Raw genomic sequence first — 13554 nt, 5'->3', positions numbered from 1 at the left:
CCGCCCGTCGGCTGAATGGGCCCGCCCGCCTCGACGCGGGATTCGATGCTCACGATGCATCTCCCTGCAACGCAGGGCGCGCGGCGGCGGCTGGCGCGGCGGCCGCCGCATCCGGCGAGGCTCCCGGCACGCCCCAGGTCTCATCGAGGCCGCCCAGATAGGCCTCCAGCACGGCCGGGTCCTGCTGAATGTCAGCCGGAACCCCCTCGGCCAGCGGCGTGCCGAAATCCATGACCAGCAGATGGTCGGTCAGGTTCATCACGAAATCCATGTCATGTTCGACCAGCAGCAGGCTCATGCCTTCGCGGCGCAACTGATCCAGCACCGCCGCCAGCGCCTTTTTTTCCTGGTAGCGCAGGCCGGCCGCCGGTTCATCGAGCAGCAGCGCGATGGGGTCGCAGCACAAGGCCCGCGCAATCTCCACGATCCGCTGCCGGCCCAGCGGCAGGCTGCCGGCAGGCTGGTCGATGACATCGCCCAGCCCCACCCGCTCGATCTGACGCGCCGCCTCGCGCAACAGGGACGCCTCGTCGGCCCTGTCCAGGCGCAGCGCCGCGGACACCACACCGGCGCGGCTGCGCAGATGGGCTCCCAGGGCCACATTCTCGAGCACGCTCATGTCGGGCAACAACTGCACATGCTGAAAACTGCGCGCCATGCCCCGGCGGGCAATCTCGCGCGCCGGCAGGCCATCGATCCGGTCGCCCATGAAACGCACCGTGCCGCCGGACAGCGGCGCCACGCCGCTGATGAGGTTGAAAGTCGTGCTCTTGCCCGCCCCATTGGGACCGATCAGCCCCATGATCTCTCCGGCCCGCAGACGAAAGCTGATGTCGTTGACCGCCACCAGGCCGCCGAATTCCTTGCGCACCCGGTCGACTTCCAGCACCAGGGCGCCCGCAGCGGGCGCGGGCCGGCGCGTCAGTTCGGGGGCTGCCGCCAGGCGTGCCGGATCATGGCCGCGAAACTCGGCACGTCCCCCCATACGCCGCCACAACCGGGCCAGCACGGGCCACAGGCCGTCGCGGGCAAATTGCAGCACCAGGATCATCAACACGCCGAACGCCAGCATTTCCAGGTTGACGTTGGTTCCGACCAGGTCCGGCAGGACGTTCTGCAACTGATCCTTCACGATCAGGATTGCCGCGGCGCCCGCCACCGCGCCCCAGACGCTGCCCGAGCCGCCCACGACGGCCATGAACAGGTATTCAATGCCGTATCCCAGGCCGAAGGGACTGGGGCTGACGGCGCGTTGCATATGCGCATACAGCCAGCCCGACACGCAGCCCAGCAGCGCGGCATGCACGAAGATGACGACCTTGTAGTGCGCCAGATCGACGCCGAATGATTCGGCCATGGAACCGCTGCGCAACGCATGGATGGCCCGGCCCGCGCGCGAATTCAGCAGATTGTGGGTCGCCCACAAGGCCAGCAGCAGGATCAGCCAGATCAACAGGTACATGCGCGGCCCGGTTCCCAGGGACCAGCCGCCGATCGTCAGCGGTGGAATACCTGCAATGCCGTCATACCGGCCCAGGAAATCGAGGTTGCCGTACAGGTAGTACAACGCCAGGCACCAGGCCAGGGTGCACAAGGGCAGGTAATGGCCGGACAGACGCAGCGTGATGGCTCCCAGCGCATACGCCACCAGGCAAGTCAGCGCCAGCCCCGCGACCAGGCCCACCCAGGGCGACAGCCCGGCCGCCGTCGTCAGCCAGGCCGTGGTGTAGGCGCCCAGGCCGACAAAGGCCGACTGCCCAAAGGACGTCAGCCCGCCGACGCCGGTCAGCAGAACCAGGCCCAGCACCACCAGGCTGTAGAGCCCGATATAGTTCATCTGGGTGATCCAGAAGACCGGCACCCCCGGAATCCAGGGCAGCAGCGCCAGGAGCGGAATCAGGATCATGAGGGCATGACGCGGACGCATCAATCCTCCTCATCCAGATGAACGCTGCCGAGCGAACGCCACAACAGTACCGGAATGATCAGGGTAAAGACGATGGCTTCCTTGAAGGGGCTGGCCCAGAACGACGAGAACGCCTCCAGAATGCCGACGAACAGCGCGCCCGCGGCCGCCACCGGGTAGCTGACGAGGCCGCCGAAAATGGCCGCCACAAAACCTTTCAGGCCGATCAGGAAACCGGTGTCGTAATAGATGGTGGTGATGGCCGCGATCAGCATCCCGGACAAGGCGCCGATGGCCGCCGCCAGGGTGAAGGTCAGGCTGCCGGCAACCCGCGTGCTGATGCCCACCAGCCGCGCGCCGCGCCGGTTGACGGCCGTGGCGCGCAGAGCGCTGCCGTACAAGGTCCGGCTGAAGAACAGCCACAGGCCGACGATCAGCAAGGCGCAGGTCCCCAGGACCGCAAAGGTCTGAGCGGTCCAGGCCACCGGGCCGATCTGCACCGAGCCCTCGACCAGTGCAGGGGTGCGCCAGCCCTCGGCACCGAAGAACAGCAAGCCCAGACCGGTCAGGGCGAAATGCACGGCCACCGACACGATCAACAGGACCAGCACGCTGGCCTGCTCCACCGGTTGATACACCAGACGGTAGATCATCGGTCCCATGGGCACCACCAGCGCCAGCGCAAACAGCACCCGCAGCGCCAGCGGCACATCGGGGCCCGCCGCCAGCGGCGCCAGCGCCTCGAGCGCCAGTGGCAGGACCAGGGCCCAGCCCAGCGTGCGGCCGTAGCCGCGCCACTGGCGCGCGCGCCAGCAGGAAACCGCCTCGGCCAGGCAGACCAGAATGCCCAGCAGCACCAGCAGATGCGCGGTTCCGGGCACCTTGCCGTTGGCCAGGAACGCCAGTGTCAGCGCGCCGAAAGTGACGAACTCACCCTGAGGGATCAGGATGACCCGCGTCACCACGAACACCAGCACCAGCGCCAGCCCCAGCAGCGCGTAGATGGCCCCGTTGAGAATGCCGTCCTGCAACAGGATCAACGCAATCGTCAGATCCAAGGACACGCCTCCCACCGGACACGCGCATGAACCTCCGGAGCGAACGGCCCATCCGCTCCGGACAGGACATCAGAGACGACAGACCGCATCCTCACAGATCCGGCTGGTAGGTCCACTTGCCGTCGACGACCTTGACCATGACGCGGCCGCGCTCGTCCAGCCCGGCGTGGTCGGTCGGGCTCAGGTTGAAGATCCCCTGGGAGGCGGGCAGTTCCTTGACCTGTTCCAGGGCATCACGCAGCGCCGAGCGGAATTCCGGCGTGCCGGGCTTGGCGCCGGTCTTCAGCGCGCGGGGAATGGCATCACTGATCAACCGGCCCGCATCCCACATATGGCCGCCGAAGGTATTGGTCGACCCCGCGCCATACTTGGCCTCGTAGGCCTTGACGTACACCAGGGCGCTGGCCTTGACCGGATTGCTGTCCGGCAGCTGGGACGCCACCAGCAGCGGGCCGGCGGGCAGAATCATGCCCTCGCATGCCTTGCCGCACACCCGCAGCACGTCATTGTTGGCTGCGCCGTGGGTCTGATAGATGTGTCCCTTGTAGCCACGCTCGACCAGTTCGCGCTGAGGCAGCGCCACCGGCGTGCCCGAAGCGGCGATCAGGATGCCATCGGGCTTGGCGGCCAGCAGTTTCAGCACCTGACCGGTGACGCTGGTGTCGGGCCGGGCAAAGCGCTCGGCTGCCACGACCTTGATGCCCTTGGCTTCGGCGGCGGCCTTCATCTCCTTGAGCCAACCGTCGCCATAGGCGTCGCTGAATCCGATGAATCCCAGCGTCTTGACGTTCTGCTTGACCATCGCATTGGCCAGCGCGGCGGCCATCAGCGCATCGTTCTGGGGCGTCTTGTAGACCCACTTGCGCGGACCGTCCACCGGCTCGACGAGCTTGGCGTTGGCGGCCACGCTGATCATGGGCGTGCCGGTCTCGGCCGCGACATCGGACATCGCCAGCGACGCCGGTGTCACGGAAGTGCCCAGCACCACATCGACATGATCATCGGCGGTGAGCTTGCGGATGTTCTTGACCGCCTGGGTCGTATCGGTCGCGTCGTCCAGGACGATATATTCCACCGATTGACCGCCGATTTCCTTGGGCAGCAGGGCCACGGTGTTGCGCTCGGGAATCCCCAGCGAGGCCGCCGGCCCGGTGGCCGACACCGTCACACCGACCTTGATCTGAGCCGTGGCGGCCAGGGGCAGCGCCGCCAGCAACGCGGCCGCACCCAAGGTGAGCCGAATCGAAACCGGAAATGTCATGTTTGTCTCCGAATGTTTTTAACAGACTTTGCAATTCATGGCCTCAACCCCCAGGAAATCGAGGCATAAACACATGAACGAATCTCATATTAGCGCAGCCTGAAGCAATTTGCTGCCATACCAAGGGCAATCTCCTATCATCGCAAACGCAGTCTCTTATCATCGCCCCCGGACGATCCCGGACACCCCCTGCCATCCGCGCGAAAGTCGATTAAGATGGAGAATTGAATCAAAATTCTGGACAGGTGCTTCGTGGACAAGATCACGCGCACGGACGCCGAATGGCGCGCGCAGCTTTCCGCCGACGAGTTCGCGGTCACGCGACTCAAACACACCGAGCGACCGTTCACGGGCCGGTACTGGGACACCACCCAGGCCGGCACCTACGTCTGTGTCTGTTGCGACACCCCGCTGTTCGCCTCGGACACCAAGTTCGACGCGGGATGCGGCTGGCCCAGCTATTTTCAGCCGCTGGTGCCCGACCGGGTGCGCGAGCTGCGCGATACCAGTCACGGCATGATCCGCACCGAGATCCTGTGCGCCGTCTGCGATGCCCACCTGGGCCATGTCTTTCCAGACGGTCCCCCCCCCGCCGGCCTGCGTTACTGCATCAACTCTCTTTCCATGCGCTTCATCCCCGCCGAATGAAAAAATTTCTGTTCGATCTGTTTCCGCTGATCCTGTTTTTCCTGGCTTTCCGCTTTGCCGACATCTATGTCGCCACCGGCGCGGCCATGGCGGCGGCCGTGCTGCAGATCCTGTGGCTGCGCCTGACCGGCCGCGCCATCGAACCCATGCACTGGATCAACCTGACGGTGATCGTCGTCTTCGGCGGCGCCACCCTGCTGTTCCACGACGATACCTTCATCAAATGGAAACCCACGGTCCTGTACTGGCTGTTCGCCGCCATCCTGGTGGGCGCGCGCCTGTTCACGGGGCGCAATCTGATGCGTCACCTGATGGGCGAAAAAATCACCATGCCCGACCGCGCCTGGAACCGCCTGAATGACAGCTGGGCCGGATTCTTCATCGCCTCGGGCGCCCTGAATCTGTATGTGGCCTTCTCCGGCCGGTTCACCGAATCGCAATGGGTCAATTTCAAGGTCTTCGGCCTGATGATCCTGCTGGTGCTGTTCGTGGTGGTGCAGTCCCTGTGGCTGGGCCGGCATATCCAGACCGAGCCCGCCGCGCCACGCTCCGATCCTTCAGAGGGCGAGCCGCGCGGATGACCGTCCATCGACCCTTCGCCGGAATTTCGTCATGACCGACGCCGCCACCGACCTGCACGCCCGACTGGCCGAACGCCTGGCCGCGCTCGAACCCATCCAGATGGAACTGGTCGATGAATCCCACCTGCACGTCGGCCACGCCGGCGCGCAAGGCGGCGCACGGCACTTTCGTCTCCGTATCGTGTCCAAGCAATTCCTGGGGCTCGGCACCCTCGCCCGCCATCGTCTTGTGTATGATTGCGTGCGAGATCTGATGCCCTATCCGATCCACGCGCTGGCCATCGAGGCTGGCACTTCTCCAACCTGAGGATTTTCATGAAACGTATCGCTGCTGTCGCTCTGGCCTGCTCCCTGACGCTGCCGGTCTGGGCCAAGGATATCGCCTCCGTCAACGGCCAGGGCATCCCCCAGGCAAAATTCGACCAGTTCGTCAGCATGCTGGTCTCCCAAGGCGCCCAGGACACGCCGCAGTTGCGCACCCAGGTCAAGCAGGAAATGATCAACCGGCTGGTGGCTGTCCAGGCCGCCGAGAAGGCCGGTCTGCAAAAGGATCCCGCCGTCCAGCAAGAAACCGAACTGGCCACGCAAAGCATCCTGGTGCGCGCCCTGATGGCCAAATACCTCAAGGACAACCCCGTCAGCGAAGCCGACCTCAAAAAGGAATACGACACGCTCAAGGCCGAACAGGCCGGACGCAAGGAATACAAACTGCGCCACATCCTGGTCAAGGACGAGGCCAAGGCCAAGGACCTGATCAAGTCGATCAAGGCCAAGAAAACCTCCTTTGAATCCGCCGCCAAAAAAGAATCGATCGATACCGGCAGCGGCAAGAACGGCGGCGAACTGGGCTGGGGACCGGCCACCAACTATGTGCCCGAATTCGCCCAGGCAGTCGAAAGCATGAAAAAAGGCGAGCTGAGCACACAACCCGTGCAGACGCAATTCGGCTGGCACGTGATCCAGGTCGAGGACGTGCGTCCGGTGACCTTCCCGTCCTTCAACGAGGCCAAGCCCCAGCTGCAAGAGATGATGCGCCAGCAAAAACTGGCCGGCTACCAGCAAAGCCTGATGAAAGACGCCAAGATCGAGGACAGCGCCAAATAATCAGGTCTGGCCTGCGCGGCGCAACAGCGGCCTCCCGGAAGGGAGGCCGTTTTTCATGCGGATTCAGCCGCTGAGCAGCGCTTGCAGCCCGGCCTCGTCGATCACGGGCACGCCCAGATCGGCGGCCTTGGCGAGTTTGCTGCCGGCCTCTTCGCCGGCCACCACCCAGGCGGTCTTGCGCGACACCGAACCGCTGACCTTGCCACCGGCCGCCAGGATCAGGCGCGTGGCCTCGTCGCGACTCAGCGTCGGCAGCGTGCCCGTGAGCACCAGCGTCTTGCCCGCCAAGGGTTTTTCGCCGGCGGGCACCACATCGGCCTGGGGCTCGACCCCGGCCGCCCCCAGCGCGGTGATGACCTCGCGGTTGTGCGCCTCGGCAAAGAAACGCCGGATCGAAGCCGCCACCACCGGGCCGACATCCGGCACCTGCAGCAGCGCCTCCTCCGAGGCATCCATGATCGCCTCGATCGAGCCGAAATGGCGCGCCACGTCGCGCGCCGTGGTCTCGCCCACGTGGCGGATTCCCAGCGCGTACAGCAGACGCGACAGGGCCGGATGGCGGCGCTGGTTGATCGCCTCCACCAGATTGCGCGCCGATTTCGCACCCATGCGTGGGTAGGTGGACAGCTCCAGCTCCCCGCCGCCGGCGGGGTCCGCCAGCGTATACAGGTCCGCCAGCGTGTGGACCTTGCCGTTGTCCACCAGTTGCTCGATCAGCTTGTCGCCCAGCCCCTCGATATCCAGTGCCTTGCGGCTGGCGGCATGCCACAGGGTCTGCTTGCGTTGCGCCGGGCAGAACAGCCCGCCCGTGCAACGCGTGATGGCTTCGCCCTCCGGCCGCTCGACCGCCGAGCCGCATTCGGGGCACGCCGGACAGATGGCCAGCAGGTCGAAGACCTGCGCTCCGGCGGGCCGCAGTGCCAGCACCGGCCCGACGACCTCGGGAATGACATCGCCCGCGCGGCGCACCACCACGGTGTCGCCAATGCGCACATCCTTGCGGCGGATTTCGTCCTCGTTATGCAACGTGGCATTGGTGACGGTCACACCGCCCACGAAAACCGGTTGCAATCGCGCCACCGGCGTCAGGGCGCCGGTGCGCCCCACCTGGACGTCGATACCGACCAGCCGGGTGGTTTCTTCCTGGGCGGGAAATTTGTGCGCAATCGCAAAACGCGGCGCGCGCGCGACGAAACCCAGAACCTCCTGGGCACGCAAGTCATCAACCTTGTAGACCACACCGTCGATCTCGTAGGGCAGGGTCGCGCGGGAAGCGCCCACCGTCTCGTAGAAACGCAGCAATGCCGCAGCGCCCCGGCACAACGCCCGTCCGGGGCTGACGGCAAAGCCGAAACCGGTCAGCCAGTCCAGCATCCCGGCATGGGTCGCGCGCGGCAACAGATCGGCGCCGGCCTCGTCCCTGATCTGGCCCCAGCCATAGGCATAAAAGCGCAGTGGCCGGGTCGCCGTCACCCGGGGATCCAATTGGCGCAGACTGCCGGCCGCGGCATTGCGCGGATTGACGAACGGCTTGTCTCCCCGGGCGGCCTGAGCCTCGTTCAGACGGATGAAATCCGCCCGTGTCATCAGGACCTCGCCCCGCACTTCCAGCACGGCGGGGATGTCCTCTCCCTGCAGTCTCAGGGGTACCGAGCGCAGCGTGCGGATGTTGGCGGTGATGTCCTCTCCCTGGGCGCCGTCACCCCGGGTGGCCGCCTGAACCAGATGACCCTGTTCGTAGCGCAGGCTGACGGCCAGACCATCGAACTTGTATTCCGCGACATAGGCCACGCCCGGACCGGACGCCACGGGAGGCGTGACAGAGAGGCCTCCGGGAGGGGCGGCGGCGGGCCCTACGGAGGCGGTCTGCGGCCCGGCAGGCGCATCGTCAGCCAGCGGCAGCGTCCCCTGAACCGCTCCGGCGTCTTTCGAGCAGTCGTGCGCGTCGGTATCGGCATGGGCGGTCGCGCCGGCCAGCAGACCGGATTCGATCAGGGTGGCCACGATCCGGTCGTCGAAAGCGACGATGTCCTCGTCCTCGAAAGCATTCCCCAGCGACAGCATGCGCACGGCATGCCGGACGGAGACAAAATGATCCAGCGGCGCGGCGCCCACCCGCTGTGTGGGAGAATCGGGGGTCACCCAGTCGGGGTGGTCATGTTCGATGGCCTGGAGCTCGGCCATCAGCCGATCGTACTGTGCGTCCGAGACCGAAGGCGCATCCTCGACGTAATAGCGGCGGTTGTGCGCCTCGATCTCGGCACGCAGTGTCTGCAGGCGCTGGCGAGCGGTGGCCTCTGCACCCGCGCCAGGACGGCGGGTCACGAAAACACCCGCGCCGCGCGTTCCGTCCCGGCCAGGAAACCGGCCTGATCGAGTTGGTCGTACAGGGCGCTGATCTGCCGGTCGATGGCGGGCAAGGAGCTGTCCTGGAACGTGCGGCCCTGATCGTCGAGCACATGGGCATCCAGGCGCGCGGCCAGGTCGCGGCCCACGGTCACCATGCGGCTGAATGCCTGGTCATCCGGCAGGCTGTTGGGCACGTCCAGAATCAGGTCGACGCGGTGCGCGGCCTCGCTTTCAGGCGCCTCGACCTGCAAAAGGAACCGTGGCAGACCGTTTTCCGCCATCCAGGCCCACTGCCCGCGCGACTGGACGAACCCCGCCTCGGCGGCCGCCTTGGCGATGGCGGCCACGGGGCGCGGCTGGGCCAGTTGCAGGATCAGCCCGACCTGGGCATCCATGGCGGCACAGCGCGCATCGAGTTCCGCGGCCTGCCGCAGCACCACGTCCTGATCCGGCGCCTCGATCACGCCTTCGAAACGCTCGGCCAGATTCTGCGCCAGTGTCCAGAGGTTCGACCATTCGATGTCCGTCAGCGGGCCGCTGCGGTTGGCCAGGACCACGGCCAATTGCAGCGACACATAGGATTCGCCCGGCAGCGCCTCGGCGCGATGACCGCCGCCCTCGCGCTCCGCGAACACGCGCACGGGTTTCTTGCCGACGCGGCTGATGGCATACAGGGGCTCGGACAGGGACTCCCCGGCCACCGGATGCGCCAGCGCGATGTCGATGACCGCCTCACAGGCCGGATCGGCCTCCGGACTTTCATCGGCCGCGGGCGGGCCGGCCTGCCACAGCCCCGGCTCGCGCCGGGGCGCCGCATCACGCATCAGCACATCGTGGCTGGCTTCCGGCAGCGACTGGCGCATGCTGCGCCGGGCCCGCCAGTCCTGCCATGTGTTGTACAGCAGGACGACGACGATCAACGCCACCCCGATCGAAATCAGCAAGATCTGCAAGTCGCTCATAAAATTCTCTCTCCGGATCAGGCCGCCTCGGCTGCCCACTGCAGGGCCGAATCCATGTCCACGGCCACGATCCGCGACACGCCCTGTTCCTGCATGGTCACGCCGATCAGTTGCCTGGCCATCTGCATGGCGATTTTGTTGTGCGAAATGAACAGGAACTGCGTCTGGTCGCTCATGCCGCGCACCAGGTTCGCGTACCGTTCAGTATTGGCATCATCCAGCGGCGCATCGACCTCGTCGAGCAGGCAGAAGGGAGCCGGATTGAGCTTGAACAAGGCAAACACCAGCGCGGTCGCCGTCAGGGCCTTTTCGCCGCCCGACAGCAGGTGAATGGTGCTGTTGCGTTTGCCCGGAGGCTGGGCCATCACCTGCACGCCGGCATCCAGGATCTCATCCCCCGTCATGGTCAGGCGCGCCTCGCCGCCACCGAACAGGCGGGGGAAGAGCTCGCCGAAATGCGTGTTGACCGTCTCGAAGGTCTGCGACAGCAGTTCGCGGGTCTCGCGATCGATGCGGCGGATGGCGTTCTCGAGCGTGTCGATGGCCGTCAGCAGGTCAGCATGCTGAGCATCCAGGAACCCCTTGCGCTCGCGCGCCGCCATCAGTTCGTCCAGCGCCGCCAGATTGACGGCCCCCAGGGACTCGATGCTGCGCGTGATGCGCTGGACCTCGGACTGCAGCCAGTCCAGACGCCGCCACTGGGGCGGCTGTTCGTCCAAGTGGCGGCGCAAGGCATCGCGATCGACTTCGCGCGTGTCGAGCTGTTCGGCGAACTGCTCGATCGACAAGCGCGAAGCCTGTTCCTTAAGTTGCAATTCGGTGATGCGCGCCCGCAGAGGATCGAGACCGCGTTCCAGCGTCAGCCGGCCCTCATCGGCCTCGCGCAGCACCGCCGCAGCCCGGTCCTGCTCCAGGCGCGCCTCGCGCAACGCCTCTTCGCACGCGGCGCGCGCCTCGAGCGCATCCTGCAGGCCCGCCTGGGCCATGGATTCGTCCAGCTCGAACAACTCGCCTTGCAGGGACTCGAGTTCGGCCCCGGAACGGCGGGCCTGCTCCTCGGCCAGTTGCAGCGTGCGGCGCAATTCATCCAGCCGGTGGCGCAACGTGCGCACGGCATATTCCGCCTCCTGGGCGGCGCGTTCCTGGTCGCGACCCTGCTGGCGGGACTGCTCGGCCTGACGCGACAGGTCCTCGGCCTGCAGGTCCAGTTCGGCCAATCGTTCCTGCTGCTCGGCCAGCACCTGATCCAGCGATTCGAAACGGGCCTCGGATTCCGCGCGCCGGGCATCGAGGGTCTCCTGCTGCCCGGCGAGATCCTCGAGATCACGATCCAGCCGGCGGGACTGCTCATCGGACTGCGCGGCCTGCTGGGTCAGCTGCTGGTGGCGGATCTGGGCGTCATGCTGTGCGCGCATGCGCTCGGCGATCTGCTGGCGCGCGGGCTGCAGCGCCTGGACCAGATTGCGGCAGGCCGCATCGGCCTGGGCATGCGCATCCAGCGTCTGATCGGCAATCAGCTGCGACGCGCGGATTTCCAGGGCCAGATTATCGATCTGCTGACGGCGCGCCAGCTGGCCAGCCTGGTCCGAATCGGCGGCGTAGAACCGCACGCTGCAGGCATCGACCCGGTGGCCGTCGCGCAACACCCAGACACCGCCCGGAGGCAACTCGCCCCGGCGGGCAATCGCGCCTCCCAGATCGTCAGCCACATATACCCCCTGCAGCCATGCAGCCAGCAGGGATTGCAGCGCGGCATCGCGCGCATGGACGAAATCCAGCAGGCCGGGCGCATCCGGCCCCGACCTGACGGGCTGCCGGATCTCGCCTGGCGTCTGGTAGAACGCCAGGCGCGCAGGCGGCGCATCCTGGGCAAAGGCGCGCACATGTTCCAGCGTGCGCAGGCCCAGCGCGTTCATGCGCTCATGCAGCACGGCCTCCAGGGCGGTTTCCCAACCTGCATCGACCTGCAATTGCTGCCACAGGCGCGTCAGGCCGCCCAGTTCCTGGCGCTGCAACCAGGGCTCCAGCGCATCCTCTGACTGAATCTTTTCCTGGAGCGCGATCAGCGCCTGGCGGCGCGCGTCGAGTTTTTCGAGGTCCAGGCGGGCCGCCTGGCTGGCCTGCAAGGCCTCTGTCCGGGCGGATTCGAGTTCCGGCAGGCGGGATTCGAGTTCGAGCAGGCGCGCCTGAGCCTCCTCGAGACGCTCCTGCGCCACCGCGCATTCTCCCGCCCAGCGCTGCAATTCGGCCGAATCGGGCGCTCCCAGGGTGGCGCGCTCCTGCTCGAGCCGCGCACGGCGGTCTTCGAGTGCGCGCCACTGGCTGTCGGCGTCCCGCTGGGACTGCGCGGCCAGGGCCAGATCCTGTTCGGTCCGCGCCAGGGTGCGACGATCCTCATCGCGCCGGGCCGCCAGATCGCGCAGCCGGGCATCGAGTTCCGGCAGGCCGCTCTGGGCGTTCTGCGCCTGTTCGGCCAGTTGTTCGGCCCGGGCCTCGGCCTCCTCGATCTGCGCCTGGGTGTCTTCGATCGACGCCTGACTGTGCACGCGCTGGTCGCCCCATTCCTGCTGCTGGGCCTGCAATTGGGTGCGCCGGACCTGCAAACGATTGCGCGAATCGACCACATGACGGATTTCGGCTTCCAGGCGACTGACCTGGGCGCCAGCCTCGAACAGCCGGCCCTGCGTCTGATGGACCCGCTCACTGGCCTCGAAATGCGCGGTGCGGCGGGTTTCCAGGTCGGATTCCAGCGAACGAAGGCCGGCGATGGCGGATTCCAGTTCGGCCTGGGCACGTTCAGTGTCCACGGCCAGGGACTGGCGACTTTCGCGCGCGGCCTGCTCGCGCAGCAGCCACAGCGCATGCTGCTTGAGCTCGCCCTCCGTCTGCAACGTCCGGTAATCGGCCGCCACGCGGGCCTGGGATTCGAGTTTTTCGAGCTGGCTGGCGAGTTCGCGCAGAATGTCGTCCAGCCGGGTCAGGTTCTCGCGCGTGTCCGCCAGGCGGTTCTCGGTTTCGCGGCGGCGTTCTTTGTAGCGCGAGACCCCGGCGGCTTCTTCGAGATAGACGCGCAGCTCCTCGGGGCGGGCCTCGATCAGGCGGTTGATCATGCCCTGGCCGATGATGGCGTACCCGCGCGTGCCCAGCCCCGTCCCCAGAAAGATATCGTGGATGTCGCGGCGGCGCACCGGCTGGTTGTTGACGAAATAACTGCTGTTGCCGTCGCGGGTCAGTACCCGGCGCACGGCGATCTCGGCAAAGGTGGACCACTGGCCCGCGGCCCGGCCCTGACTGTTGTCGAAGACCAGTTCGACCGAGGCGCGCGCGGCCGGCTTGCGCTGATCCGACCCGTTGAAGATCACGTCCTGCATCGAAGCGCCGCGCAATTCGGACGCCTTGGTCTCGCCCAGCACCCAGCGCACGGCATCGATGATGTTGGATTTGCCACAGCCGTTGGGGCCCACCACGCCGACCAGTTCGCTGGGCGTGGGGATCACGGTCGGATCCATGAAGGACTTGAATCCGGCAAGTTTGATCTGCGTGAGGCGCACGATGCTGAGGCGGACGAAAAATCAGGGTATATGAATGGACAGCGTATGATAACGCACCAGAGCCGGACGGCAGCCCCCCTCGCCACCATCACCGAAACAGCCACCCGCTATACTGCAACTCTTTCTTACGGACG

10 protein-coding genes are annotated in these 13554 nt (G+C 66.3%); 4 read left to right on the top strand and 6 right to left on the bottom strand.

Annotated features, from left to right (window positions below; translation table 11 throughout):
* Positions 1 to 49: 49 nt before the first annotated feature.
* From ACK5JE_RS05030 to ACK5JE_RS05020, 3 genes are all read right to left on the bottom strand, one after another.
* On the bottom strand, positions 50 to 1927 hold the full coding sequence (locus ACK5JE_RS05030; protein WP_416800600.1) for an ABC transporter permease subunit: 1878 nt from the start codon (positions 1925 to 1927) through the stop codon (positions 50 to 52).
* Positions 1927 to 2871: a branched-chain amino acid ABC transporter permease gene (locus tag ACK5JE_RS05025; RefSeq protein ID WP_416800661.1), complete on the bottom strand. Its 945-nt coding sequence runs from the start codon at positions 2869 to 2871 to the stop codon at positions 1927 to 1929. The genes ACK5JE_RS05030 and ACK5JE_RS05025 overlap by 1 nt, the downstream gene beginning before the upstream one ends.
* Positions 2872 to 3055: 184 nt before the next feature.
* Entirely contained in the window at positions 3056 to 4225 is a 1170-nt protein-coding gene (locus ACK5JE_RS05020) for an ABC transporter substrate-binding protein (protein ID WP_416800599.1), read from the bottom strand.
* A gap of 252 nt (positions 4226 to 4477) precedes the next feature.
* Here ACK5JE_RS05020 and msrB point away from each other — a divergent pair, with 252 nt between their 5' ends.
* Genes msrB through ACK5JE_RS05000 form a run of 4 tightly spaced genes read left to right on the top strand, consistent with a single transcriptional unit; the run spans position 4478 to position 6558 of the window.
* Complete coding sequence (gene msrB, locus ACK5JE_RS05015; protein ID WP_416800598.1) at positions 4478 to 4873, top strand: peptide-methionine (R)-S-oxide reductase MsrB; 396 nt, start codon at positions 4478 to 4480, stop codon at positions 4871 to 4873.
* Complete coding sequence (locus tag ACK5JE_RS05010) at positions 4870 to 5454, top strand: septation protein A (RefSeq protein ID WP_416800597.1); 585 nt, start codon at positions 4870 to 4872, stop codon at positions 5452 to 5454. Before msrB ends, ACK5JE_RS05010 begins: the two co-directional genes overlap by 4 nt.
* A gap of 31 nt (positions 5455 to 5485) precedes the next feature.
* Positions 5486 to 5761: a BolA family protein gene (locus ACK5JE_RS05005; protein ID WP_416800596.1), complete on the top strand. Its 276-nt coding sequence runs from the start codon at positions 5486 to 5488 to the stop codon at positions 5759 to 5761.
* 8 nt (positions 5762 to 5769) lie between these two features.
* Positions 5770 to 6558 (top strand): peptidylprolyl isomerase, encoded by a 789-nt coding sequence (locus ACK5JE_RS05000; protein ID WP_416800595.1) that lies wholly within the window; start codon positions 5770 to 5772, stop codon positions 6556 to 6558.
* A 63-nt stretch (positions 6559 to 6621) separates the two neighbouring features.
* On the opposite strand, the gene ligA is transcribed toward ACK5JE_RS05000, so the two are convergent.
* From ligA to smc, 3 genes are read right to left on the bottom strand one after another with little or no spacing between them, the layout of a single operon-like run.
* Positions 6622 to 8835, bottom strand: coding sequence for an NAD-dependent DNA ligase LigA (gene ligA / locus ACK5JE_RS04995; RefSeq protein ID WP_416800660.1), 2214 nt, complete (start codon positions 8833 to 8835; stop codon positions 6622 to 6624).
* Positions 8836 to 8879: 44 nt separating this feature from the next.
* A complete protein-coding gene (locus ACK5JE_RS04990) occupies positions 8880 to 9869 on the bottom strand; it encodes a cell division protein ZipA C-terminal FtsZ-binding domain-containing protein (protein ID WP_416800594.1) in 990 nt (329 codons plus the stop codon).
* A 17-nt stretch (positions 9870 to 9886) separates the two neighbouring features.
* Positions 9887 to 13420 (bottom strand): chromosome segregation protein SMC, encoded by a 3534-nt coding sequence (smc, locus tag ACK5JE_RS04985; RefSeq protein WP_416800593.1) that lies wholly within the window; start codon positions 13418 to 13420, stop codon positions 9887 to 9889.
* Positions 13421 to 13554 lie beyond the last annotated feature (134 nt).

The sequence above is a fragment of the Castellaniella sp. genome, from assembly GCF_047971665.1.
GTDB lineage: Bacteria > Pseudomonadota > Gammaproteobacteria > Burkholderiales > Burkholderiaceae_B > Castellaniella.
The sequence above is the reverse complement of the archived record's forward strand: the minus strand, read 5'-3'. Positions and strand labels throughout refer to the sequence as shown.